Annotated in this window: 19 protein-coding genes; 12 read left to right on the top strand and 7 right to left on the bottom strand. The window is 71.1% G+C overall.

From position 1 onward, the window contains the following. Positions 1-7 precede the first annotated feature (7 nt). The 5 genes from QRY02_RS34695 to QRY02_RS34675 all read right to left on the bottom strand — a co-directional run bounded on the left by QRY02_RS34695 (position 8) and on the right by QRY02_RS34675 (position 7606). Positions 8-982 (bottom strand): MurR/RpiR family transcriptional regulator, encoded by a 975-nt coding sequence (locus tag QRY02_RS34695; protein ID WP_502874155.1) that lies wholly within the window; start codon positions 980-982, stop codon positions 8-10. A gap of 238 nt (positions 983-1220) precedes the next feature. Beyond that, positions 1221-2987 (bottom strand): serine hydrolase domain-containing protein, encoded by a 1767-nt coding sequence (locus tag QRY02_RS34690; protein WP_285987010.1) that lies wholly within the window; start codon positions 2985-2987, stop codon positions 1221-1223. A gap of 11 nt (positions 2988-2998) precedes the next feature. Further along, positions 2999-4267 carry an exo-beta-N-acetylmuramidase NamZ family protein gene (locus QRY02_RS34685; protein ID WP_285987009.1) on the bottom strand — a complete coding sequence of 423 codons (1269 nt, stop codon included), beginning with the start codon at positions 4265-4267 and terminating at the stop codon, positions 2999-3001. After that, positions 4264-6021, bottom strand: a complete 1758-nt coding sequence (locus QRY02_RS34680) for a glycoside hydrolase family 3 protein (protein ID WP_285993999.1) — start codon at positions 6019-6021, stop codon at positions 4264-4266. The genes QRY02_RS34685 and QRY02_RS34680 overlap by 4 nt, the downstream gene beginning before the upstream one ends. 754 nt (positions 6022-6775) lie before the next feature. Continuing rightward, entirely contained in the window at positions 6776-7606 is an 831-nt protein-coding gene (locus QRY02_RS34675; protein ID WP_285987008.1) for an HAD family hydrolase, read from the bottom strand. A 636-nt stretch (positions 7607-8242) separates the two neighbouring features. Here QRY02_RS34675 and ssd point away from each other — a divergent pair. From ssd to QRY02_RS34635, 8 genes are all read left to right on the top strand, one after another. Next, on the top strand, positions 8243-9310 hold the full coding sequence (gene ssd, locus QRY02_RS34670; protein ID WP_285987007.1) for a septum site-determining protein Ssd: 1068 nt from the start codon (positions 8243-8245) through the stop codon (positions 9308-9310). 1107 nt (positions 9311-10417) lie between these two features. Beyond that, positions 10418-11569 (top strand): TadA family conjugal transfer-associated ATPase, encoded by a 1152-nt coding sequence (locus tag QRY02_RS34665; protein ID WP_285987006.1) that lies wholly within the window; start codon positions 10418-10420, stop codon positions 11567-11569. Between the two features lie 31 nt (positions 11570-11600). After that, the gene (locus QRY02_RS34660) at positions 11601-12359 is read left to right on the top strand and encodes a type II secretion system F family protein (protein WP_285987005.1); all 759 of its coding nucleotides are present in this window, start codon (positions 11601-11603) and stop codon (positions 12357-12359) included. Further along, positions 12356-13072: a type II secretion system F family protein gene (locus QRY02_RS34655; protein WP_285987004.1), complete on the top strand. Its 717-nt coding sequence runs from the start codon at positions 12356-12358 to the stop codon at positions 13070-13072. Before QRY02_RS34660 ends, QRY02_RS34655 begins: the two co-directional genes overlap by 4 nt. A 30-nt stretch (positions 13073-13102) precedes the next feature. Further along, complete coding sequence (locus tag QRY02_RS34650; RefSeq protein WP_285987003.1) at positions 13103-13279, top strand: DUF4244 domain-containing protein; 177 nt, start codon at positions 13103-13105, stop codon at positions 13277-13279. Positions 13280-13299: 20 nt separating this feature from the next. Next, positions 13300-13635 carry a TadE family type IV pilus minor pilin gene (locus tag QRY02_RS34645; RefSeq protein WP_285993998.1) on the top strand — a complete coding sequence of 112 codons (336 nt, stop codon included), beginning with the start codon at positions 13300-13302 and terminating at the stop codon, positions 13633-13635. Next, complete coding sequence (locus tag QRY02_RS34640) at positions 13622-14059, top strand: Rv3654c family TadE-like protein (RefSeq protein WP_285987002.1); 438 nt, start codon at positions 13622-13624, stop codon at positions 14057-14059. Before QRY02_RS34645 ends, QRY02_RS34640 begins: the two co-directional genes overlap by 14 nt. 720 nt (positions 14060-14779) lie before the next feature. Beyond that, positions 14780-15397: a bifunctional DNA primase/polymerase gene (locus QRY02_RS34635; protein WP_285987001.1), complete on the top strand. Its 618-nt coding sequence runs from the start codon at positions 14780-14782 to the stop codon at positions 15395-15397. Between the two features lie 84 nt (positions 15398-15481). Here the strand turns inward: QRY02_RS34635 and QRY02_RS34630 are convergent, their stop codons facing one another. Continuing rightward, a complete protein-coding gene (locus QRY02_RS34630) occupies positions 15482-17962 on the bottom strand; it encodes a DEAD/DEAH box helicase (RefSeq protein ID WP_285993997.1) in 2481 nt (826 codons plus the stop codon). A gap of 349 nt (positions 17963-18311) precedes the next feature. Here QRY02_RS34630 and QRY02_RS34625 point away from each other — a divergent pair, with 349 nt between their 5' ends. The 3 genes from QRY02_RS34625 (at position 18312) to QRY02_RS34615 (ending at position 22029) form a co-directional block, all read left to right on the top strand. After that, positions 18312-20576, top strand: coding sequence for a sodium-translocating pyrophosphatase (locus QRY02_RS34625; protein ID WP_285987000.1), 2265 nt, complete (start codon positions 18312-18314; stop codon positions 20574-20576). Positions 20577-20736: 160 nt separating this feature from the next. Further along, positions 20737-21327 carry a hypothetical protein gene (locus tag QRY02_RS34620; RefSeq protein WP_285986999.1) on the top strand — a complete coding sequence of 197 codons (591 nt, stop codon included), beginning with the start codon at positions 20737-20739 and terminating at the stop codon, positions 21325-21327. Between the two features lie 51 nt (positions 21328-21378). Continuing rightward, positions 21379-22029 (top strand): hypothetical protein, encoded by a 651-nt coding sequence (locus tag QRY02_RS34615; RefSeq protein WP_285986998.1) that lies wholly within the window; start codon positions 21379-21381, stop codon positions 22027-22029. 18 nt (positions 22030-22047) lie between these two features. Here QRY02_RS34615 and QRY02_RS34610 read toward each other — a convergent pair whose 3' ends face one another. Continuing rightward, positions 22048-22854, bottom strand: coding sequence for a S1 family peptidase (locus QRY02_RS34610; protein WP_285986997.1), 807 nt, complete (start codon positions 22852-22854; stop codon positions 22048-22050). A 296-nt stretch (positions 22855-23150) separates the two neighbouring features. Between QRY02_RS34610 and topA the strand changes: the two genes are divergently transcribed. After that, complete coding sequence (topA, locus tag QRY02_RS34605; RefSeq protein WP_285986996.1) at positions 23151-26027, top strand: type I DNA topoisomerase; 2877 nt, start codon at positions 23151-23153, stop codon at positions 26025-26027. The last annotated feature ends 41 nt before the right edge of the window (positions 26028-26068 follow it).

The raw sequence follows: 26068 nt of genomic DNA, 5'->3' as shown, positions 1-26068 counted from the left end.
CCGGGCATTACTTGCCGGTTTCCCGCGGACGGCGACGACCGTCCGGCCTGACCCCCAAGCGGTGTGATCCGACTGCGTCCCTGGTCGCGTCCAGCGCGTTGACCGACGCGTCCATGTGCCGCTGCGCGACCCCGATGAACAGGCAGTCGATGACGGTGAGCTGGGCGATCCGGCTCGCTGTTGCTCCCGAACGGAACGTGGTTTCCCGGGCCGCGGTCGTCAAAACATGATCGGCGACCTCGGTGATCGGGGAACGCGGGAAGTTCGTCACGGCGATGGTGACCGCACCGTGCTCGCGCGCCACGCGCAGCGCCTCGACGGTGTCGGTGGTGGCACCGGTGTGCGAGACGCCGATCGCGACGTCACCGGGGCTCAGCACCGCGGCCGAGGTGAGCATGATGTGCGTGTCCGACCACGCGAAGCACACGCGGCCGATGCGGTGCAGCTTCTGCTGCAGGTCGGCGGCGACGAACGCGCTGGCGCCCACGCCGTAGACGTCCACGCGGCCGGCACCCGCGACGGCCGCGATCACCCGCTCCAGCGTGGCGATGTCGAGCTGGTCGGCCGTCTCCTCGACGGCCCGTGCGTCGGCGAAGCTGACCTTGCCGATCACGGCGGCCAGGTCGTCCTCCGGGCCGATCTCACCGCCGAGGTTGCGCGTGCTGCGCGCCTCGGTGCGGGCGGTGTCCGCGGCCAGCGCGATGCGCAGCTGCGGGTACCCCCCGACGCCGACGGCCTTGCAGAACCGCGTCACCGTGGTTTCGCTCGTGTTGGCGGCCAGGGCCACCTCGGTGATGCTGCGCCGCGCCACGTGCGCGGGGTCTTCCAGCACCACCTTGGCCACGCGCTGCTCGGCGCGGGCCAGGCCGGGGAGCAGGGACCGGATCCGCACCAGCGGGCTGGAGTCGGCGTCCCGCACGGCCGCCTGGACCGATACGGCCTCGGACGGTACCGGCCCGACTACGGATTCAGTATCACTCACCGTCGGAAAGTTACTAACCGTTGGCATTTGCGACAAGGCTACCCACACCCTTCGGTCGGATCGCAACCCGTCCGTGTCTGCGGATCTGGATTTGCGATTAATCACTGACCAGAAAGTCGCCAACCAGGTCGACCTTGTTAACGAGGTCAAGCTAACGACTTGGCAACTTAGTGTCGCGGTGCAAGCGGCAAGAGGACGGTAAATTCCGCCGCGCGGTCGACGTTCGGCGACCGATCGGTCACCGAGAGGTCAACTGCCAACCCTCTGCGACGAATATCGCGGGGTCCCGTTCACCGTCGAGGAGTGATCGGCCGCTCTCGGTGACTTTCACACTGTCCACCGAAACTCCCCGCCCCGTGTAACTGGGGTCGGTGCTGTAACGCCAGCGGAGGCTCACTGACGCGCCCTGCGGCACCGCGCCCACCGCCCGCCACCAGGCGCGGTGCCCGTGTCCGGAGAGCGACGTCACGGTTCCGGATGGTGCACCCGGGCCCGAAACCGACAACTCGATCGGTTGCCAGTTAACGCCGTCGGTGCTGGCCTGCAGCTGAAGTGGATCACCGCTGCCCTCGGTGTCCACGAAAGCGGCGAACGAGACCCGCGCTTGATCACTATGCGTGGTAAATGGGTGGGTACTGAGCGTAGCGACGGCGGCGTTACCCAGCGTGCTCGCCCAGGCGTCCTTCCCGGCCACCGGCCGCACTGCCATGGCCCTGGCCAGCGACGTCGCCCACACCTGGCGGGCGGTGTTGATCGAGCCCCAGTTCCGGGTCGGGTGCACCCGGTTGGTCAGCAGGATCGCGACCGACCGGGACTCCGGGTCGATGACCAGCGTCGTTCCGGTGTAGCCGGTGTGCCCGGCGGTGACCGGCGACGCCAGCGCACCCATGTACCAGGGCTGGTCGAGCTCGAAGCCGAGGCCGTGCGCGTCGTCCGGGAACTGCTGGTTGTAGTTCGTCAGCAGCTGCCGGACGGTCTCCTGGCCGAGGATCCGGTGCCCGCGGTAGCTGCCGCCGTTGAGGATCGCCTGGGCGAGGGTCGCCATGTCGCTCGCGGTGCTGAACACGCCGGCGTGCCCGGCGACGCCACCGAGCGACCACGCGTTCTCGTCGTGCACGCTGCCGCGCACCAGCCCGCGCGGCGGGTTCGCCTCGAACTCCGTGGCGGCGATCCGGCTCAGCTTCGCCGCGGGCGGGTTGTAACCGGTGTCGGCCATGCCGAGCGGAGCGGTGATCCGGTCGTGGACGATCTTGTCGAGGGACTGCCCGGTCAGCTTCTCGACGATGAAGCCGAGCGTCAGCAGGTTGATGTCCGAGTAGAGGTACGTCGTCCCCGGCTTGTTCTTCAGCGGGCTGTCGAGCACGGCCTGCCGGCGCGACGGGATGTCGGGGTAGCCCGCCCAGAGCGACGGGATGGGGTCGGCGTCGAAGCCCGAGGTGTGCGTGAGCAGCATCTTGACCGTGATGGCGGCCTTGTCGCCGGTGGCGAACTCCGGGAAGAAGCGGCTCACCGGGGTGTCGATGGTGAACTGGCCGCGCTCGACGAGCTGGAGCACCGCGATCGAGGTGAACAGCTTCGAGATCGAAGCCATGTCGAAGATCGTGTCGTCGCGCATCGGGACCTGCTGGTCCGCGGGCAGCTCGGTGCCCGCGGCGTCGGCGTACCGCACCGCGCCGCCGACCGCGTACCGGTCGACGACCACGCCGTCGTGCGCGAGCAGGCCGACCGCCCCGGAGAAGTGCGGGTGCCCCGAAGCGTCCGGCTTCGTCCAGCTGGCCAGGAAGTCCTCGGCCGCCTTGATCGGCGCCGGGTCGAGGCCGACGTCCCGCGGCCGCCCGTCGCGCAGCGTCGTCCACGGCGGGGCGAACCCCTGCTGCGGCCGGTCGAAGCGGCCGGCCGCCGGATCGTGGCTGGTGATGGCGCTGGCTCCCGAGTCGGACACAGTCAACGTCGTCAGCGCGACCAGCACTCCGGTGGCCGCGACGAGGACCTTCCTAGCACGCATGAGTCTCCCCCTCAGCGATAAAGCAGGTAGTGGCGGCGTCTCCGATCGAACCCGGCCAGCTCGGCCCGCCAGGCGCCGGTGACCTCGTCGACGCCCGCGCCGGCGTCGACCATGGTCCGGAGCCGGTCGGACCCGGACAGCTTGTCGATGTAGTTGTCGGGGCGCCAGGCGAACACGTCCGGGTGCAGGGCCTTCGCCGTGACGAGCATGGCGACGGCGGTCCGGATCGCGTCGAAGGCCCGCGGATCGCTCACACTCAGCTGCACGCCGCCGCACGTCTGGTTGACGAACTTGCTGAACGTCGGCACGAAGTAGGTCTCGCGGAACCGTGCGCCGGGCAGGGCGAGGTCCTCGAGCTTCTCGCGCCAGCGCCAGTCGAGCCCGGGCGCGCCGATGATCTCGAACGGCCGCGTGGTGCCGCGGCCCTCGGAGAACACCGTGCCTTCGAACATCCCGGTGCCCGGGTAGACGAGCGCCGTGTCCGGCGTCGGCATGTTGGGGCTCGGCAACACCCAGTTCAGCCCGGTCCGCGCGAAGAGCGTGTCGCGCTGCCAGCCGCGTACCTGGACGACGTCGAGCTGCTTCAGCTGCACGCCTTCACCGGGCAGGAACTCCTCGGCGAAGAAGCGCGCGAGCTCGCCGACGGTCATGCCGTGCTGCTGCGCGATCGGCTTGCGCCCGATCCCGGAGGCGAACTTCGGGTCGAGCACCGGCCCGGCCGCCCGGCCGCCGAGCGGGTTCGGCCGATCGAGCACGACGAGGGCCGCGTCCGTCTTCGCGGCGGCCACCATCGCGGTGTAGAGCGACCAGATGTAGGTGTAGAACCGCGCTCCGACGTCGGCGATGTCGAACACGACCGTGTCGACGCCGGCCTTGGTGAACAGCGAAGCGAGCTTCGTCGCGTCGACGCCGTACGCGTCGTAGACCGGAATGCCGGTGCGGGGGTCGGTGTAGTCGCCTTCGGAGCCGCCGGCCTGCGCGCTGCCGCGGAAGCCGTGTTCGGGGCCGAAGGCCGCCACCGGTTTCACGCCGGCGGCGACCATCGAGTCGACGATGTGATCGCCGTTCAGCAGGACCCCGGTCGGGTTCGAGAGCACGCCGAGCTTGCGGCCCTTCAGGGGGTGCCAGCCCTGCGCGTCCAGCTGCTCCGCGCCGGTGAGGACGCGCCCATGCCCCAGTTCGGCTTGTTCGGGCCCGGCTCCCGCGACGGCCGAACCGCCCGCCAGGACCGGGACCGCCAGCGCGCTCGCACCGAGGAAGTGGCGCCGGTTGAGCGTCACCAGGTCAGCCCGTGGCCGAACGGGTACTTCACGGTCTGCATGTCGGCCCCCGCGGGGATGTCGACCGGCAGCTTCCCGATCGGCTTGGTCTCGCCGAGGATCACCTTGGCCAGCGCCTCCAGGGTCGGCGTGATGTAGCCGTAGGTGGCCAGCCAGGTCCGGACGGTGCTCGGGTAGCCCGCGTCGTACGGGATCTGCGCGGCGACCGCGACCACCGGCTTCCCGGTGGCCTGCAGCGCGTCGAGCAGCTTGGTCTGCAGCGGGTAGGTGGCGATGTTGTTGGTCAGCACGACGACGAGATCGGCGTTCTGAGCCTTGGCGACGGCCTGCGCGACCTGGGCGTCCGTCGGGACCTGACCGGTCTGGTAGGCCGTCGCGGCCGTGCCGTGGGCGGTCAGCTTCTGCGCGAGGGTCGCTGTCGTGGAGACGCCCCAGCCGGTGACGAGCGTGGTCGCGGGCTTCTGCTTCAGGGGCAGGAGACCGGCGTCGTTCGCGATGGCCGTGATGCCGCGGTCGGCGATGTCCTGCGCGGTCTTGAGGCTCGACGGGATGCCGACGGTCTTCATCACCCGGCCGGTGTCGACGAACGGCGAGAAGAGGATGCCGCGCAGGAACTTGAGTTTGAGCACCCGCAGCACGCTCTGGTCGATCCGCCGCATCGGGATGTCACCGGACTTGACGGCGGCCATGACCGAGTTGATGGCGAGCTCGAGGTGCACCGGCATGAGCAGCTGGTCGACGCCCGCCTTGAGCGCGAGCACCGGGATCTCGGCGTCGCTGTGCAGCTTGCGCACGCCCTCCATCTCGAGGGAGTCGGTGATCACGACGCCGTGGTAGCCGAGCTCGTTGCGAAGCCGGCCGGTGATGATCGGCTGCGACAGCGTCGCGGGTTCGAGCGAGGGGTCGAGGCTGGGGAACTGGATGTGCGCGCTCATGATCGAGTCGACGCCGGCCGCGATCGCGGCCTTGAACGGCGGCACGTCGGTGGCCCGCCACTGCGCCTCGGTGCTGTCGATCCGCGGCAGCCCGGTGTGGCTGTCGGTCGGCGCGGCACCGTGCCCGGGGAAGTGCTTGGCCGTCGCGGCCACGGTCTTCGTCGGGAAGCCGGAGTCCTGGTAGCCCTTGACCTCGGCGGCGACGAAGTCGCTGGCCAAGCCGGGCTGCCCGGAGAAGGACCGCACACCGATGACCGGGTTGACGGGGTTGGAGTTGACGTCGGAGTCGGGGGCGAAGTCCTGGTTGATCCCGACGGCCCGCAGTTCGTGGCCGAGGATGGTCGCCGCCTGCGTCGCGCGGTTCGTGTCCCGTCCGGCGGAGATGGCCATGGCGTTCGGGAACTCGGTGGCCGGCGCGCCCATCCGCGTGACCGTGCCGCCCTCCTGGTCGGCGGCGATCTGCAGCGGGATGTGCGCCCCGCTCGAGACGGCGGCCTTCTGGAGGCCGTTGGACAGCTTCGCGACCTGCACGGGGTCGTCGAAGTTGTCACGCGTGGCGTTGTCGAAGTAGATGACCCCGCCGAGGTGGTACTTCTGGATGACCTGCGCGGGGGTGTCGACGCCGAAGTCGGTCTGGTTCTTCGGGTTGACCTCGTCGGCGGCCTTGCCGTTCACCCAGGTGACGAACAGCTGCCCGACCTTCTGCTCGAGCGTCAGCCCGCGCAACGCCTGGGTCGCCGCGGCCTCGGCCTGCGCGTCCGCGCTCACCGCCGGTGCGCTCGCCGCGGTCGCGACACCCACACTGGTGAAGGCGAGCACCCCCGCGACGGGCAGGGCGAGCGCATGGAACCTCCGATTTCGGGTCGTCACGACCAGCCTCCCAGAAGTAGCGGGCGCCGGTCAGGACGTCAGAAGTCCACTCAGAGGCGCCGATATCGGGAAGCTACTCACCGAATCCGGCGCTGTCCATCGACCGACCGCACCAACGGTCCAGTCGTACCCGGATCGGTAGGAAAGTCTCCGTTCGCAAGATGCGGGCAGGCCCGAACGGCCGACCAGGCGAGTTCCGGCCCCGATCACGCGAGTCACGGCCCCGATCACGCGAGTTCCGGCTTCGATCACGCGAGATCCGTCCCCGCTCACGGCTGATGCCCGGTACCCCCACATAGACGAGGCGGCGCCCGTGGCCGAAGCCACGGGCGCCGCCTGCAAGCGCGAACTTCTCGGGCGACCAAGCGTGCAACTCTGGTCGTACCTACATGGACTCGGCGTGTGGCGTCCCACTACGCAGTCCCTAGACGACGAGCCTCCCGCGGCGCGCTGCGCGTGGGTACCCGGAGTCCGCGCACGGAGGTTTGCCGGGGTGGAACAGGCTTCTCTTCTACCTGTTCCCTGGCCGACCGAACGTCCGCACCTACTTTCTACGCCGTGAGCCCGGTCACTTCAAGTGCGCGGACGGGTGCACCGGTACAGAGGCTGGATCGGGTGACACCGGCACCCTGCGCGACGGACAATTCGGGGCTGGGCCAAGCAAAGTGGCGGCCGTACGGCCGTGTGGGTGGCGGCTGTCCGGCTAGCGGGACCGACGGCGACGGTTGAGGCCGTACCAGGTCGCTCCGGCGGCCACCGCGCCGACACCGAGCGCCACCATCCCGGCCGACCGCGTCGGGATCCGGGTGCGCAGCGACATCGGCCGGTCGAAGGCCAGGATCGGCCAGCCGCGTTCGAGGGCCTCCCGCCGCAGGAGCTTGTCCGGGTTGACCGCGTGCGGGTGCCCGACGACCTCGAGCAGCGGGATGTCGGTGCTCGAGTCGGTGTAGGCGAAGCACTCGGCGAGGTCGTAGCCGTGGGTCGCGGCGAGCTGCTTCGCGGCGACGGCCTTATTGGCGCCGTAGCAGTAGAAGTCCACTTCGCCGGAGTAGCGGCCGTCGACGATCTGCATCCGCGTGGCGACGCTCCGGGTCGCGCCGAGCATCTCCGCCACCGGCGCGACGACCTCTTCGCCGGTCGCCGACAGCACGATGACGTCGTGGCCGTCCGCGCGGTGGCGCGCGATCAGCTCCGCCGCCTCCGCGTACACGAGCGGGTCGACGACGTCGTGCAGGGTCTCGCGGACGATCGCCGAAACCTGGGCGACGTCCCAGCCGGCGCACAGCGCGGAAACTTCGGCGCGCAGCCGCTCGGTTTTGTTCTCGTCGGCGCCCGCGAGCGAGAACACCAGCTGCGCGTACGCGCTTCGCAACGCGGCGCGCCGGTTGATCAGTCCTTCTTTCAGGAGGGGCTTGCTGAACGCCAGCGCGCTCGACGAAGCGATGATCGTCTTGTCCAGGTCGAAGAACGCGGCCACCGCGTGCTCCGGGCCCGGCTTCCGGATGCGCGACGGCGCGCTGCTCGGTTCGGCCACCCGCCCAGGATAGGAGCTTGATCGAGGCGCGTCCCGTTGATCCACCACGCGCGCGTCGCGCCGGGCGGAAAATCCATGACAGGCAGGCACTTCGGGCGCGCTGTGCCGTTATCGAACTGTGTGCCTCATCCGGCGCGCGATCCGGCGCAGGGCGGAGTTACAGTGAGGGAGCCCGGTGTCCAACCGGGCCGGTTCAGTCCGACCCCCCGGGGCTGAACCCACGGCGGCCCCCGTCCCTCCCCCCTGGCGGGGGCCGCCCTCTTACCTCCCGTTTGCCTTCCCGGTTTGCGTTGCGCCTGCTGGATTCCGCTTTTCGCGGCGACGCTCCCGGCCTTCTTGCCTTCCGCTTACCTTCGTCAATTCCCCGTTGCGTCGCGAATCAAGGTTCGCGATGAACGCGGAATCTTCCCGTGCGGAAATTCGGGCCCATTTTCCGCCGCAGATGCGTCGCGGACAGCCGTGATCCTGCCACACCCCGCCGCCAGAACGGTCCGCGAGCGTGTCACGAGCGGCAGTTGTCCACAACACCCCGGTTGTCCACAGCCGGCCGCCCGCCCCGTTGTGCCGCCCCATCCCCGCCCGCGACGGTGGAACCCGGGCCACCCACGGCCCGCACCGACGACGGGGGAGGACCGCATGACGGGGGAACGACCGCTGGTGATCGCCGCGGACGAAACCGTGCTGGACGAGATACTGCGCGTGGCCGCGGTCGCGGGCTGCGAACTCGACCGCGCACCGGACCTGACGGCGGCGAGCGGGCATTGGGCCCGTGCGCCGCTGGTGGTCCTCGACGAAGAAGCCGTGCGGCACCCGCCGGCCCTGCCCCGGCGCAGAGGGATCCTCCTGGTCTGCAAGGGCAGTCCGGGACCGGCGACGTGGGAGCACGCCTTCCGCAGCGGCGTCGAGCGCGTGATCGCGTTGCCCGACGAAGAGTCCGCGCTCGCCGGCGCGTTCGCCGACGTCGTCGAGACACCGGCGGCGCAACCCGGTCTGGTGCTCGGCGTGGTCGGCGGCCGGGGTGGCGCGGGGGCGTCGGTGTTCGCGGCGACCCTCGCACTGGCGGCCGCCGGCGATCCGGGCGGCGCCCTGCTGCTGGACTGCGATCCGCTCAGCGGCGGCCTGGATGTGTTGCTCGGCTTGGAAAAGACTCCCGGACCACGCTGGCCGGACGTGCAGCTGAGCGGCCGGGTGTCGGTGTCGTCGCTGGCCGCGACCCTCCCACGGCGGACGCACCACGGCGGCAGCCTCCCGGTGCTCGCGTCCGGTCCCGAAGGCAACGGCCCGCAGGCCGAGTCGTTGTCGGCGATCCTGTCCGCCGGTCGCCGCGCGGGCCGCACGGTGGTGTGCGACCTCCCGCGGACCCTCGGTGAGGCGTCCGAGGAGGCGGTGCTGCGGGCGGACCTGGTGCTGCTGGTGGTGCCGCTGGAGTTCCGGGCGTGCCTGGCGGCGAAGAAGGTGCTGAACCGCCTGTCGAAGCTGACGGCCCGCATCGGCATGGTCACATGTGGACATTCGAAGGACCCGGACGTCCACAAGGCCGTCCTGATGGGTCCACCATTGATGGCCTCGATGCCCCCGGAGCGCGGCCTCTGGAACGCGCTGGAGCGAGCCGAGTTCCCGACGAAGCGCAAGGGCCCCCTGGCCAAGACGGCGGCCGAGGTCTTGGCAGCAGCCCGCCGCGAAGCCCAGGCGGCCACCCGATGACCCCCGCGGCCCACGACCTCCGCCCCGTAAGCACCCCAACGAGAGTGTCGGAGCTGCTGCTGCCGACAATCTTGGGCTTGCTGAGCCGAGCCCCAGCAACCGCGGCAAGGTTCTCGACGTCCCCGAGGCCCCACCCCCAGCCACGCGCAAGTCTGCTGCCGGCCACCCGAGTCACGGCATCGCCCAGCGAGCCACCGGCCATCCCCCAGCCCGCAATCCCGGCAGAGCAGGCAGGCTCATGACAACTGCGTTGGTGGGCTCCCTCGCGCCACGACACCGAATGCTGGGCTCGCGCCGGTCGCAGACCGCCCGCGTCGCCGCCTCGCTCGGCGGCAGGTCGGCGAGTCCTGGCTCCCTCGCGTCGCGGCATCGGATGCCGGGCTCGCGTTGGTCCCAGAGCACCCGCGCCACCACTTCACACGGCGGTACATCGGCGAGTCCTGGCTCCCTCGCGTCACGGCATCGGATGCCGGGTCCGCGTCAGTCCCAGGGCACCCGCGTCACCGCCTCGCGCAGCGGTACATCGGCGATCCGTGGCCCTCTCACGCCGCGGCATCGGATGCCGGGCTCGTACCGGTCGCGGACCGCCCGCGTCGCCGCTTCACCCGGCGGCAGGTCGGCGAGTCCTGGCTCCCTCGCGTCACGGCATCGGATACCGGGCTCGCGCCGGTCCCAGGGCACCCGCGTCACCGCCTCGCGCGGCGGCACATCGTCGACCCGTGGCCCTCTTACGCCGCGGCAGCGCATGCTGGACTCGCGCCGGTTGCGGACCGCCCCCGTCGCCGCCTCGCGCAGCGGCACATCTGCGACCCCTGGCTCCCTCGCGTCGCCGCATCGGGTCCTGGGTTCGTGCTCGTCGCGGGGCACCCGCGTCACTGCTGCCCGCAGCGGGCCATCGTCGACTCCTGGCCTCAACGCGCCACCGCATCGGAACCCGGACCCGCGCCGATCGCAAGGCACCCGCGTCACCACCTCGCGCAGCGGCACATCGGCGACCAGCGACCTTCTCACAACACCGCGTCGATCTCCCGATACCCGCATCACCGCCGCGCCCGGCCACCCGCAAGCCACCCCAAGAACCCACCATCAAGCAAGGCGGGCGAACCCATGACCGCCGACTTCGTCGACCGCGTCCGCAACCGCCTGGCCGGCGACCGCCGCCAGGCCGATCCGGTCGCCGTCGCGACCGCCGTCCGTGCCGAAGCCGGTGGTGTCCTCGGCCACGACGCCGTGCTCGACGCCGCCCGCCAAGCCCGCGACGAGTTCATCGGCGCCGGTCCGCTGGCCCCGCTCCTCGACGACCCGGCAACCACCGACGTGCTCGTCACCGGCCCGCACGAAGTCTGGACCGACGGCCCCCAAGGCCTGATCCGCAGCGGCATCCGCTTCAAGGACGAAGAATCCGTCCGCCGCCTGGCCCAGCGCCTCGCCCTCGCGGCCGGGCGCCGCCTCGACGACGCGCAGCCCTACGTCGACGGCTGGCTCCCCGGCGCCGGCCCCCACGGCCGCATCCGCGTGCACGCCGTCCTCCCGCCGATCGCGGCCGGCGGCACCTGCCTGTCCCTCCGCGTCCTGCGCCCGGCGACGCACGACCTCGCCACGCTCGGCGAACTCGGCGCATTCGACGAGGCTGGCGCCAGACTTCTCCGCACCGTTGTCTCGAAGCGGATGGCGTTCCTCGTCACCGGCGGCACGGGCGCGGGCAAGACCACGCTCCTGGCCGCGCTGCTCGGCGTCGTCGACCCGGGTGAACGGATCGTCTGCGTCGAGGACGCCGGCGAGCTGCAACCCGCGCACCCGCAGTTCGTCGGCCTCGTCGCCCGTCCGCCCAATGTGGAGGGTGCGGGCGCGGTCAGCCTGCCCGAGCTCGTCCGCCAGGCGCTGCGCATGCGTCCCGACCGGCTGGTGGTCGGCGAGGTTCGCGGTGCCGAGGTCGGCGCGCTGCTCACCGCGCTCAACACCGGTCACGACGGCGGCGCCTGCACCGTCCACGCCAATTCCCCGGCGGAGGTGCCCGCCCGCATCGAGGCACTGGCCGCGCTCGGTGGCCTCGGCCGCGACGCCGTGCACAGCCAGCTCGTCGCCGCGATCCGCGTGGTGCTGCACATGCGGCGCGAACCGGACGGCCGCCGGCGCCTCGCCGAGGTCGGCGTACTTCGTGCCGAACACGGCCGGGCCCGGGTCGTGCCGGTGTGGCGCGCGGGCCGGTGGACGGTTGACCGGCACCTGTTCGCGACGTCGGGGGCGATCGCGTGCTGAACGCTTTCGCGCGCAACCGAAGGAGACGGCGATGATCACCCCGTGGTTCCCGCTGTGCGTGGGCGCGGCCCTGGCGTGCTGGCCGGCGCCGCCGAACCGGCTCCAGGCCATGATCGAGCCACCGGCCACCGTCCGGGTTCCCCAGGTGTGGCGCGCCGTCCGTTGGCTGCTTCCGGCCGCCCTCGCCGGATTGCTCGCGGGAGCGGGCGGCGCGATCGCCGCCGGCGTGCTGACACTCGCGTGGAGCCAGGAATGGCGAGCTCACCGCCGAGCCGCGGCGGACCTGACGATGGCCGCGCACACCGCAACCGCGTTGCGGACGATGGTGGCCGAGCTCCGATCCGGCGCCCATCCGGTCACGGCCGCGGAAGCCGCCGCCGACGTGGTCCCGGCCGTGGCGGGCGACCTCCAAGCCCTGGCGACGGCGGCCCGGCTCGACACCGAGTTGCCCGCACCGGCCTTACCGCGGCTGGCCGCCGCCTGGACGCTGGCCCAACGCCACGGCCTCCCGATGGCCGACGTCCTCGACGCGGCCCGCCGCGACGCCGAAGCCGGCCTGGCGTTCGGCCGCCGGATGCGCGCCAAGCTGGCCGGGCCGCGGGCGAGTGCGGCGGTGCTCACCGGACTGCCGGTTCTCTGCGTGCTGCTCGGGCAGGTCATGGGCGCGGGTCCGCTGTCCGTGCTGACCGGCAGCACACCGGGCCAGGTGCTGCTGGTCGCCGGGTGTGTCCTGCTCTGGGCGGGCACGGCCTGGTGCCGGGCCCTGACCGGACGGGTGCGGATCCGGTGACCGCGATCGCGCTCCTGCTCTTCGCCGGAGCATTGCTGAGCTGGCCGGACGAAGCCATCGTGCGGCGTTTCACCCGGCTGACCGACGGCCCGAGGCCCGTCCGCGCGGGCCACCACGCGCTACCGCACATCGCGGCGGCGCTGGGCGGCGTCTCGACAGCGGTGCTGGTCGGCGGGGTCGCCGGGGCGGTGGCGGGCACGATCGTGACGGCGACCGGGTGGTGGGCGATCCGCCGCACCCGCCGCCCGCGGCCACTGGCCGTGGACATCGCCGCCAAGCTGCGGCTGGCGGGCACGCTCGACCTTCTCGCCGCCTGCCTGCGCGCCGGCCTGCCGGTTCCCTCGGCGTTGGAGGCCGTGGCGGGCACCGCGCCCGCGGCAGCGAGTACGGCGCTGAGCTCGACGGCGGGATTGCTCGCCCTCGGCTCCCGCCCGGACGAGGCTTGGACACCGGTGCAGGCCGTCCCCGGCCTGGGCGAGCTGGCGGCCGCGGCGATCCGGACGTCCCGGTCCGGGGCGGCGTTCGCCGCGGCGGCAGGCGACCTCGCCGGACGGTTCCGCGACGAGCTGGCCACCGAAGCCGAGGAACGCGCCGAGCGGGCCGGGGTGGCGCTCGCACTGCCGGTCGGTCTGTGTTTCTTGCCGGCCTTCTTCTGCCTGGGCGTGCTGCCGGTCGTCCTCGGCCTGGCCGGGCGGCTCGGCCCGCTCTTCTGACCACGAACCCCCATCGAAGGGAGACCCCCAATGCGCACGTTCCGCCGCCGGCCCCGCCCGGACGACGGTTCCACGACGGTCGAGTACGCCATCGTCACGGTCGCCGTCGCGGCCTTCGCCGCTGTCCTCTACTCCTTGCTCACCGGAGACTCGGTCGTCTCCTGGCTGACGAACCTGGTCATGAAGGCCTTGTCGGTGCCGTCATGAGGCGCGGGGACGAAGGCGCGGTGACCGTCGAGGCAGCGCTCGGCCTGGCCGGCTTGACGGTGGTGACGGTCCTGCTGGTCGCGGGCATCGCGGTGCTGACGAGCCAGCTGCGCTGCACGGACGCGGCCCGCGAGGCGGCGCGGCTCCTGGCGAGGGGCCAGCCGACCGGGGCGGCGGCCGCGGTCCACGAGATCGGGCCGCCGGGCGCGAACCTGACGTTCGAGCAAATCGGCGACACGATCACGGCCAAGGTGACGGCCCACCCGGCATCCGGCCTCCTCCCGGCAATCCACCTCGACGCAACGGCCTACGCGGTCGCCGAGCCGGGCACGGAGGTGAGAAGTGCTCAAGGTTGACGGGCAGGCCCCGGACAGCGGAGCGGCCACGATCTGGACGGCATTGGCGGTGGCGGCCCTGACGGGCGTGGCAACGCTGGCGTTGTGGCTGGGAGCGACGGTGATAGCGCGCCATCGGGCCGAGTCGGCGGCCGACCTGGGCGCGTTGGCCGCGGCCTCCCACGCGAACGAAGGTCCAGTCCACGCGTGCGAACGCGCGAGATGGGTGGCCGACCGGATGGGAGTGAGGCTCGTGAGCTGCCGATGGCAACAGCTCGACGCGTTGGTCGAAGTCGAGGCAAGAGGCCCCGACCTGGCGGGCCTCCCAAGGCCATCCGCCCACGCCCGCGCCGGCCCGGCTGCCGAACAACTGAGCCCAGTCACGGCGGCACCGACGGCCAACCTGGGTGGCACGCCGATCCGTCCGCTCGGAGCTGGTGGCTGAACCGCCCGCGCGCCCGCGGCTGCGAGGACGCCCGCGACGGCAAGCCTTCCGCCCGCGTTGGGCTGGCAGGCGAACCAACGAACGCCGCGCTGGCGCACTGGCGGGCAGCTTGGGCGGCAGGACCCATCCGTCCACGCCGGGCCAGCGGGCGACCACCGCCCCGGCCGCTGCCTCTAGCGGCGCTCCCTGCCCGGCTCCGCCCCTGTCCGCAGAACGCGACACCATCGCGCGCCCACCACAGCGCCCCGCCGCCAACCGCGGCCCACCGCCGCTCGGCGAGGCGCTCGGCAGCAATCCCGGCCTTCCCCGCCCGGCGGACGCCGACCGGTCGGTATGGGGCGGTGACCGGCTGATCCGTGGAGCCGGGCGATGAGCGGCAGATTGTCACGGGCAGCGGTCGTTGGTGCACGGCGAGCGGTCGAATTGGCTGCTCACCTGGGCCGAACCGGTGCACCGGCGCCGCCGATCGAGTGTCCGGGACCCCGCGGATCCTGGGGTTTCCCGCGACGAACGGTCCGTGTGCGGTCACCGTTCACCGTCCATCCGCGCCGGGGGATTCGGTCGGGCGGTACGGATCACGGGGCGTTCATCGCCTCGTAACCACCGGTTGTCGCGCGGGGGTTCCGGGCAATGTGCAACTTGCCGTTAAGTGAGATGTGCGACACCACGACAGGGTTTAGCGGGTCGCGGAGAAGCCGGAACTCGAAAGCAGGAAACACAATGTTGGACGCGAATTGGCCGGACAGCTGGCGGGGCGCCTTCCGCATCGAACTGCGGGCGGAGGCGATCGGGCTTGCCTGGCGCGGCTGGCCGGTGCTCCCGGGCGTCGACCCCGCTCCGCTCGCGGAAGGCGACGACCTCACCTGGCGCCGTCCGGTTCCGGCCATCGACGCCTGGCGTGAGCAGCTCGGCACCCACGCCCACGAGGTCGCCACCTGGTTCTCCGACCGCACCCACAGCCTGCTCGTCGCCACCGGCACCGTGCTCGACGCCGTCGAGGTCGACGACGAACTCGGCAAGCGCGCCTGCCGCCTCCTCCGCGCCCTCGGGCACCCCGCGCCCATCATCGCGCTGCCGAACGGCCGCTGGCTCTTCCTCACCACCGTCGCCGACCACGTTCCGGCCGAGCTGGCGACCCGCGCCTCCATCCAGTGGCACGGCAAGGACAGCTACATCCCGCTGCCGCCTTCGCCGTTCCAGCACGGTGTCGTGCACTGGCGCGTGAAGCCCGAGGTCTGCGGCTGGCAGCTGCCGGACGCCGCCGAGGTGCACGACGTCCTCGTGCGGGCCCTGGCCGGCGAGCGCTCGGCGCAGCTGGTCCAGACCAGCGCCGCCTGAACCACCCGAACCACCGCCGCCGGCCGGTCCCAGCCCGGGCGAGGCGGAGCAGGACACAACTCCATGAACCACCAAGTGGCCGTTCTAGGTGCCGTGTTGACGCAACGCCCCGAGCACGGTGCCCAGCACAGCCACTGCCCCCGCCTTGTCCAGCGGCTCGTTGCCGTTCCCGCACTTCGGCGACTGGACGCAGGACGGGCATCCCGTCGGGCACTCGCAGGAGACGATCGCCTCCCGCGTTGCGGCCAGCCACGGGACAATCGCGGCATAACCGCGTTCGGCAAATCCCGCACCCCCGGGATGGCCGTCATGCACGAACACCGTCGCCTCCCCGGTGTCTTCGTGCCACGCGGTACTCACCCCGCCGATGTCCCACCGGTCGCACGTAGCGAACAGCGGTAGCAGGCCGATCGCCGCGTGCTCGGCGGCGTGCAGGGCACCGGGGACCCGTGCCGGAACCAATCCGGCACCCCCCGGTGTCCTGCCACCCTCGTGAACGGGCCCCCGACCGTTCGCCTGGGTCTCCTCCCCGGTCCCCACCGGCCCCGCAGATTCGGTCCCCACCCGATGGCCCCCGGTCCCCGCCTCGCCATCGGAACCACCCGAGCCGCCGGAGCCACCCGAGCCGCCGGAGCCACCCGCATCAGCGGCACCAGCGGACGACGAGTCCCCGCCGAGCAGCTCGGCGGACACCGTGTACCAGACCGCGCGCGTCCGCAGGCTCTGCTCCGGCAGGTCGAGCGGCGTGTGGTCCAGTACCTCCCCGGACGGCCGGCGTCGCAGGTACCCGACGACCTGCGACGTCACGGCCACCTCGCCGAGGCAGACGCTCACCCCGCCGAAGTCCTGCTTCTCCTGGGTGCTCAGCACTGAGATGTCCACGACTTCGCGCGGTGTCGTCGTCCAGTCCGGGTTCTCCGCGTGCACCAGCGCCAGCCCGGTTTCCAGATCCAGCTCGTCGACGACGTACGACGACCCCTGGTGCAGGTACACCGCGCCGGGGTGCACGGCGAAGCAGGCCGAACCCGGGTCGACCGTGCCGAGCATCCGGCCGGAGTCCGCTTCGACCACCGCGATCTGCTCCCCGCCGGTGCCGCGGATGCCGACTTCGGCGTGCGGCCGGTCCCGCGAAGTCCAGTACCAGCCGCTCGACCGGCGCCGCACCAGCTTCTGTTCCGCCAGCTCGGCCAGTACCTCCTGGGCCGCCGCGCCGCCGAACACCTCCAGTTCGGGCAGCGTCAGCGGCAGCTCGGCCACGGCGCACGCGAGCTGCGGCGCCAGCACGTACGGGTTCGCGGGGTCGAGTACCGCCGTCTCCACCGGCCGCGAAAGCAACGCCGCCGGGTGGTGCACCAGGTAGGTGTCGAGCGGGTCGTCCCGCGCGACGAACACCACCAGCGCCGAATCGCCGGACCGGCCCGCCCGGCCGGCCTGCTGCCAGAACGACGCGAGCGTGCCCGGGTAGCCGGCCAGCACCACCGCGTCCAGGCCCGCGATGTCGACGCCGAGCTCCAAGGCGTTCGTCGTCGCGACCCCCAGCAGCCGGCCGGCCAGCAGCGCGGCCTCCAGCGCGCGACGCTCCTCCGGCAGATAGCCAGACCGATACGCCGCAACGGTTTCCGCCAAGGCCGGGTCTACTTCGGACAGAATGCGGCGCGCACCCAGTGCCGCCAGTTCCGCGCCGCGCCGCGACCGGATGAAGGCCAGCGACCGCGCACCTTCCAGGACCAGGTCGGCGAGGATCCGCGATGTCTCCGCCCCGGCCGAACGCCGGACCGGCGCGCCGTTTTCCCCGGTCAGCTCCTCCAGCAGCGGCGGCTCCCACAACGCGACCGTGCGCGCCCCGCGAGGCGAAGCGTCCTCCGTCACCGCGACACAAGGCACACCCGTCAACCGCGTAGCGAACGAAGCGGGCGACGCCGTCGTCGCCGAAGCGAGCACGAAGACCGGCGAAGCGCCGTAGTGCTCAGCCACCCGCCGAAGCCGGCGAAGCAGCAAGGCGACGTGCGAGCCGAAGACGCCGCGATAGCTGTGGCACTCGTCGACGACCACGCAGCTGAGCCGCCGGAAGAACGTGGCCCACCGGCCGTGCGCCGACAGGATCCCGCGGTGCAGCATGTCCGGGTTGGTGAACACCCAGTTCGCGTGCGCACGCACCCAGTCACGCTCGGCCATGGGCGTGTCGCCGTCGAACGACGCCGCCCGCACCCCTGGCACGTCCAAAGAGGACACGGCGCGCAGCTGGTCCGCGCCCAGCGCCTTCGTCGGCGACAGGTACAGCGCGTTCGCCTTCTCGCCCGCGGCCAGCCGGGACAGCACCGGCAGCTGGTAGGCGAGTGACTTGCCCGAGGCCGTCCCGGTCGAAATCACGACGTGACGGCCCTCGTACGCGTGCGAAGCCGCCTCGGCCTGGTGCGCCCAGGGGGCCGAGACGCCGCAATCACGCAGCGCAGCGATAACCGCCGGATCCACCCAAGGTGGCCACTCTGCGTAGCGCGCCGCGCGACCAGGCAGGTCCGCGACGTGCGTGACCGGGTGCTCGCGCGACGGGGTGCCGGCGGTCACCCGCCTCAGCAGCCGCTGCCCCCGTGATTCGTCCACCCGCCGAGCTTGGCACAGGGGTCCGACAGTTCCGGCATCCCCAGCTGCGCCAACGGATCGGCGAAAGGGTGATCGATCAAGTGAGGAGGCTCACAAGGTAACGGAATGTACCGTCCCCGGGACGGCGTGAAGACGCAGGTTGCGATACCAATACACTCCCGCAATCCACACCCTCTGTGGTGAGCGTCATGTGAGACGTGCATTGCTGCCCGGCTAGCGTGTCGCTCGGTACAGGGTCCATGCCAGCGCCGGCCGTGTCGAACCCTCGGCTTGCCGTCGACGCTGGCGCACGGCGACGTCTCCTGGAGGACGAATGTCACGGCAGTTCCTCGCGGAGGGCGGGTCCATCACGCTCTCCGGAGGTGGCTACACGATTGTCGGTGTAGTCGCCGTGGTCGCGCTTGCCGCACTCGTCATTGGCTACGTCTTGCTCAAGGAGGTGCTGGCCGCAGGCCAGGGCACCGCCAAGATGCAGGACATCGCCAAGGCGGTGCAGGAAGGCGCGGCCGCGTACCTCAAGCGGCAGCGGAACACCCTCGCCATCTTCGGCGTGATCGTGTTCCTCCTGCTCTTCATCCTTCCCGCGGACGACTGGAACGAGAAGATCGGCCGTTCGATCTTCTTCCTGGTCGGTGCGGGATTCTCGTTCGCGATCGGCTACCTCGGCATGTGGCTGGCGACGCAGGCGAACCTGCGCGTCGCCGCCGCGTCGCGTGAGGAAGGCGGCCGCGAGATCGCGATGCGCGTCGCGTTCCGCACCGGCGGCGTGGTCGGCATGATCACCGTCGGCCTCGGCCTGTTCGGTGCCGCGGTCGTCGTGCTGGTCTACACCGGCCAGGCGCCCAAGGTGCTGGAAGGGTTCGGCTTCGGCGCCGCCCTGATCGCGATGTTCATGCGTGTCGGCGGCGGCATCTTCGCCAAGGCCGCCGACGTCGGCGCGGACCTGGTCGGCAAGGTCGAGCAGGGCATCCCGGAGGACGACCCCCGCAACGCCGCGACCATCGCGGACAACGTGGGCGACAACGTCGGTGACTGCGCCGGCATGGCCGCGGACCTCTTCGAGTCCTACGCCGTCATGCTCGTCGCCGCGCTGATCCTGGGCAGCACCGCCTTCGGCGTGCACGGCCTGATCTTCCCGCTGATCGTCCCGGCCATCGGTGTCATCACCGCCGTCATCGGTGTCTACATCACCAAGGCGCGCCCCGGCGAAGGCGGTCTGGTCACGATCAACCGCTCCTTCTACATCTCTGCGGTGATTTCCGCGGTGCTGTCGGCGATCGCGGCGTTCGTGTACCTGCCGAGCAGCTTCGCCGACTTCGGCGCGGACTTCGCCAAGACGTCGGGCAACCCGGCCGTCATCGCCACCATCGCGGTGATCATCGGCATCGTCCTCGCGGCGATCATCCTGAAGCTGACGGGTTACTACACCGGCACCGAGTACAAGCCGGTCAAGGACGTCGGCCAGACGTCGGAAACCGGTGCGGCGACGGTCATCCTGTCCGGTATCTCGATCGGTTTCGAGTCCGCTGTGTACACCGCGCTGGTCATCGGCGCGGCCGTGTTCGGTGCGTACCTGCTGGGCGGCGGCGTCGCGCTGTTCGCCGTCGCGCTGGCCGGTACCGGTCTGCTGACCACCGTCGGCGTCATCGTCGCGATGGACACCTTCGGCCCGGTCTCGGACAACGCGCAGGGTATCGCCGAGATGTCGGGCGACGTCGACGAGAAGGCGGCGCAGATCCTCACCGAGCTCGACGCGGTCGGCAACACCACGAAGGCGATCACCAAGGGCATCGCGATCGCCACGGCGGTCCTCGCCGCGACGGCGCTGTTCGGTTCCTACTCGGACGCGATCACGAAGGCGGTCGGGGTCGGCGGCGAGTTCGTCGCCAACATCGTGGGTCCGGCCACCCTGGTCGGCGTGATCGTCGGCGCGGCCGTCGTCTTCATGTTCTCCGGCCTCGCGGTCAACGCGGTGTCCCGGGCCGCCGGCGCGGTCGTCTACGAAGTGCGCCGCCAGTTCCGCGACATCCCGGGGATCATGGAGGGCACCACCCGTCCCGAGTACGGCAAGGTCGTCGACATCGTCACGCGCGACTCGCTGCGTGAGCTGACGACGCCGGGTCTGCTGGCGGTCTTCGCCCCGATCGCCGTCGGCTTCGGCCTGGGCACCAGCGCGCTCGCCGGCTACCTGGCCGGCGCGATCGCCTGCGGCACCCTGATGGCGATCTTCCTCGCCAACTCCGGTGGCGCGTGGGACAACGCCAAGAAGCTGGTCGAAGACGGCAACCACGGCGGCAAGGGTTCGGCCGCGCACGAGGCCACCATCATCGGTGACACCGTGGGCGACCCGTTCAAGGACACCGCCGGACCGGCCATCAACCCGCTGATCAAGGTGATGAACCTGGTTTCCGTGCTGATCGCGCCCGCCATCGTGCAGCTCACGGTCGGCGACAGCGCCAACACCGCGGTCCGCATCATCATCTCGCTGGTCGCGGTCGCCGTGATCGTGGCCGCGGTCGTGGTGTCGAAGCGGCGGGGCACCGTCATCTCCGACACTCCGGCCGAGATCAAGGCCTGAGCTCCAGGTGACCCCGGGCCCGGTGCGCGGCGACGCGTGCCGGGCCCGGGGCTTGCCCAGGCTCGGACAGGCGATCCCAGAAAGGCCAGGCGACTTGCGAAGCAGCACCGAATCGGTACCGTCGGGGCTGCCGGGACGTCGTCGGGCAGGAGGTACGCGGGTGCGGCAGCGGTCGACCGTTTTCGCCGCTCTGGCCGCGACGATCTCCCTCGGTCTCGCCGGGTGCGGGCAGCCGGCCGCGGTGCAGCCGCCGCCGGGGAAGCAGGAACTGCCGGTGACGACCGCGGTGCCCCAGGCCGATCCCGCGGCGAGGTGGGCGGGTGGCTACTGCGACGCCGTGACGCACCTGGTCCGGGCCCTCGCCGCACTGCCCGCCGTCGATCCCAGCACGCCGCAGAAGGCGTCCCGGACATCCAGTGACCTGCTTTCTTCGGTGGTCGACGGGCTCGACCAGAGCCTGTCCGGGCTGAAGGCGCTCGGCGCGCCGCCCGTGCCGTCGGCGGACGGCGGGCGCAAGGACGTCATCGGGCAGTTCACCGAAATCCGGGCGGCCGCGGAAACCGCCCGTCGTCGCATCGAGGCGGCCCGCGGGAACGCGACGGCGACGAAGGACGCCCTCGGCCAGGCCAGGGCGACGCTCGACCGCCTCGACGCGCTCGACTACCTCAAGGGCCTCAAGGACGTCCCGGCCCTCACCGCGGCGGAACAGCGCGCGCCGGCCTGCCGCCAGCTGGATCAGCCTGCCGGCTGAAGATCCGCGCGAGGTCTGCCGTGAATCGAACTTGTGTTCTAGTATGGCGCGGTGGATCGGACGATCTCGCTCTTCTCCGCCGAGGCCAGCGGGCCGGGCCTGGGCGACCTGGCCGGCCTGCTGTGCTGCCACGGCCAGATCACCGGGTTCGGGCGCACCGCCGCCCGGCTTTCGGTGGTCGTCGAGGAGCCGTGGCGGGCGCACGTCCTGGCCGGCGAGTTCCGCTGCCGCGGTGCGGACGCCCAGGTGTCGAAGGCCGACTGCGGCCGTCCGCAGGTGCGCACCTCGTTCCGGGTCGACCTGCTGCCGCTGGCGCTCCGGTGGCTGCGTGAGGGCTGCGCAGGCCCGGTCGAGGACGACTCGGGCAAGGCGGTGCCGGACGGGTTCCGGCTGAGCGGCGCGATGCTGCGGATGTGGGCGCTGGCCGGCGGCCGTCCCGCGACACAGGGTTACCTGCTGGCGGTGGACCCGCTCGCGCCCGGCATGCACGAGCGGCTCGTCGAAGCGCTGACGCCGTTGGGTGTCGCGGCGAAGCTGACCGGTCCGAAGGCCGAGGTCCCGGCCGTCAAAATCACCGGCAAACGCCGGTTGGAGGCGCTGCTGGAGCTGATCGGGGAGCCGCCACCCGGCGCCGAAGCGGCGTGGCCGGGTGCGGAGCCGCAACCGGTCCCGCACCCGGAGGCCGTGACGAGCACGGCCTGACCGGGTGCGAGAGCCGCGTCAGGGCCGGGGCAGCGTGCAGCCGGCCTGGGTGAGCGCGATTTCGTTGGCCGCGGTGAGGCAGGCCGGGATGCCGTAGGTCTCCTGGCCGTAGTTCGTCTTGTAGCGCACCGTGACGTTGCCGGCCTGGTCGACCTCGCACGGGTTGTTGTCCGTGCAGCGTTCGCCGTCCTCGTTGCCGGTGTTGTTCACGCCGACGACCTTGCCGCCGGAGATGATCGGCGAACCGGAGGTGCCGCCGATGGTCTGGCAGGCGGAGGTGTAGCGGATCGAGTCCTTCCAGGTCCAGCTGCCCTCTTTCAGCCGGTAGGCGAAACCGTCGATGTTGCAGGAGTAGATGCGCTTCCAGTAACCCGAGACGACGTCGATCGCCGCGCCGGCCGACGGGTGGGCGTTCGACAGTTCCAACGGCGAGATCCCGTAGCTGGCCTTGATCTGCGCGTAGGTGGTGGTGAGCTGGTAGAGCGACACGTCGGTGTCGGTCATCGTGCCGTAGACGATCTTCTTGGCCCGCAGCGTCGCCTTGTTGCTGCCGCTGGCGGTGAGCAGCGTGAACGTCCGGCTGGAGGTGCGGTTGGTGATTACTTGGCCTGGCGCCGGGAAACCGGTTTCGAGGCAGTGCCCGTTGGACATGACGAGCGCGGGCGCGGTGTCGGGCGTCGCGGCCGGCTTGACCACCGACCCCGAGCAGTTGGACAGGGCCACGGTGCCGGCGAAGTTCGCCGCGGCCGCGTTCGCCGGAGTGACCCCCAGTAATACTGTGGCGGTCGCGGCGGTGAACAGGGCGCCGAGCAGGCGTCGGGTCATGGCGGGTCCTTTCGGCTGGACGGGGAAACCAGTGAAGCGGTCACCTCCCCGCGCCCACCACCGTCGAACGGAGGGTATCCGGATGGTCACGCGCTAGGCTGCGCGGGACGTGGCCGAAATCACTTGGCAGGTACGTTGGGGAAACATCGCCGAGGTCAGCGGCGATGCGCTGGGCACAGGACCGGCGGCGTGTTGGGCCACCTCCGCGCCGTCCGGGCCGGAACAGCGTGCACACTGGCAGGTCGAGACACGGGCCCTGGCAGGGACGTGGTGCAGTCCCGCGGCGGCGGGGCGAGATGAGCGGAGAGCAGGACAGCGTGGCAGGAGCACGGACCAAGAAGAACGGAGCCTCGGCGGACAACGGCGCCGGGCACCGGCGGCTGGTCATCGTCGAGTCGCCGACGAAGGCCCGCAAGATCGCGCCCTACCTCGGCGGCGGTTACGTCGTCGAGTCCTCCGTCGGGCACATCCGTGACCTGCCTCGTGGTGCCGCCGACGTGCCCGCCCAGTACAAGGGCGAAGCCTGGGCGCGGCTCGGCGTCGACGTCGACAACGGCTTCAAGGCCCTCTACGTGGTCACCCCGGACAAGAAGTCCAAGGTCACCGAGCTCAAGAGCCTGCTGAAGGACGTCGACGAGCTCTACCTCGCCACGGACCCCGACCGCGAGGGCGAAGCCATCGCGTGGCACCTGCTCGAGACGCTGAAGCCGAAGGTCCCGGTCCGCCGGATGGTCTTCCACGAGGTCACCGAGCAGGCCATCCTCGCGGCCGCCGACTCGACCCGTGAGCTCGACGCCGACCTCGTCGACGCCCAGGAGACCCGCCGCATCCTCGACCGCCTCTACGGCTACGAGGTCTCGCCGGTGCTGTGGAAGAAGGTCATGCCGAAGCTTTCGGCCGGCCGCGTGCAGTCGGTGGCGACCCGGATCGTGGTCGAGCGTGAACGCGAGCGGATGCGCTTCACCTCGGCGTCGTACTGGGACATCTCCGCGACGATGGACGCCGGCGAAGAGGCTTCGCCGCGAAACTTCTCCGCCCGGCTCGTCGCCGTCGACGGCGCGCGCCTGGCCACCGGCCGCGACTTCGGCTCGGACGGGCAGCTCAAGGCGTCGAACAACGAGGTCCGCGTGCTGGCCGAGGCCGACGCGCGGCGCCTCGCCGAGGCGCTGAAGCAGCGTGACTTCAAGGTCTCCAGCGTCGAGGAGAAGCCGTACACGCGGAAGCCGTACGCGCCCTTCATGACCTCGACGCTGCAGCAGGAGGCGGGCCGCAAGATGCGGTTCACCTCGGAGCGCACCATGCGGATCGCGCAGAAGCTGTACGAAAACGGCTACATCACTTATATGCGTACCGACTCCACGACGCTCTCGGAGTCGGCGATCTCGGCCGCGCGCAGCCAGGCCACGCAGCTGTACGGCAAGGAGTACGTCTCGCCGACGCCGCGCCAGTACACGCGCAAGGTCAAGAACGCGCAGGAGGCCCACGAGGCGATCCGGCCGTCGGGCGAGGTCTTCCGCACGCCGGGCCAGGTCGCGAGCGAGCTGGACACCGACGAGTACCGGCTCTACGAGATGATCTGGCAGCGCACCATCGCGTCGCAGATGGCGGACGCCAAGGGCACCACGATGTCCGTGCGCATCGTCGGCAACGCGACCTCGGGCGAGGAGTGCACCTTCGCCGCTTCGGGCCGCACGATCACCTTCGCGGGCTTCCTTAAGGCGTACGTCGAGGCGGTCGACACCGAGACCGGTGGCGAGGCCGACGACAAGCAGAGCCGCCTGCCGGTGCTGGAGAAGGACCAGGCGCTGACCGCCGCGGACCTGAACCCGGACGGCCACACCACGTCGCCGCCGGCGCGGTACTCGGAGCCGAGCCTGGTCAGCAAGCTGGAAGAGCTGGGCATCGGCCGCCCGTCGACGTACGCGTCGATCATCAAGACCATCCAGGACCGCGGGTACGTCTGGAAGAAGGGCTCCGCGCTCGTTCCGTCGTGGGTAGCGTTCGCCGTGATCGGCCTGATGGAACGGCACTTCGAGCGGCTGGTCGACTACGACTTCACCGCCGGTATGGAGGACGAGCTCGACCGCATCGCCAACGGCGACGAGCAGCGCGGCCAGTGGCTGTCGAAGTTCTACTTCGGCGGTGACATGGGCGTCGACGGCTCGATCGGCCGCCTGGGCGGGCTGAAGAAGCTCGTCGAGGGCAGCGTCGAGGACATCGACGCGCGGGAAATCAACTCGATCCCGCTGTTCAGTGACGAAAACGGGCACACCGTGGTGGTCCGCGTCGGCCGCTACGGGCCGTACCTCGAGCGCGAGGTCGACGGGAACTCGCAGCGGGCGAACCTGCCGGAGGACCTGCCGCCGGACGAGCTCACGCAGGAGGTCGCGGAGAAGCTGTTCGCGACTCCGCAGGAAGGTCGTTCGCTGGGCGCCGACCCGGTGAGCGGACACGAGATCGTGGCGAAGGAAGGCCGCTTCGGGCCGTACGTGACCGAGGTGCTCCCGGAGATCGAGATCCCCGAGGACGCGACGGCCGCGCAGAAGAAGTCCGCGAAGGCCAAGGCGCCGAAGCCGCGTACGGGCTCGCTGTTCAAGTCGATGGACATCGAGACCATCACGTTGGAAGACGCGCTGAAGCTGCTCTCGCTGCCGCGCGTGGTCGGCAAGGACCCGGAGTCCGGCGACGAGATCACCGCGCAGAACGGGCGCTACGGGCCGTACCTGAAGAAGGGCACGGACTCGCGGTCGCTCTCGACCGAGGACCAGCTCTTCTCGATCACCCTCGAAGAAGCGCTGAAGATCTACGCGGAGCCGAAGCAGCGAGGCCGGTCCGCGACGGCGAAGCCGCCGCTCAAGGAACTCGGCGAGGACCCGGTGTCGAAGAAGCCGATGGTGGTCAAGGACGGCCGGTTCGGCCCGTACGTCACCGACGGCGAGTACAACGCGACGCTGCGGAAGGGCGACGAAATCGAGTCGCTGACCGCGGAACGGGCGTCCGAGCTGCTGGCGGAGAAGCGGGCCAAGGGGCCGGCGCCGAAGCGGAAGGCACCGGCGCGCAAGCCGGCTTCCACGACGGCGAAGACGGTCAAGGCGGGCACGACCAAGAAGGCGGCGGCCGCGAAGTCGACCGCGACCAAGCGGTCGAGCTCGACCGCGACGAAGGCCAAGTAAGTCCGGCTCGAAGGCCTCCCCGCCGACCTGGCGGGGAGGCC

The organism is Amycolatopsis sp. DG1A-15b, from assembly GCF_030285645.1.
Lineage (GTDB): Bacteria > Actinomycetota > Actinomycetes > Mycobacteriales > Pseudonocardiaceae > Amycolatopsis.
This window is presented reverse-complemented; position numbering and strand designations above follow the sequence as displayed.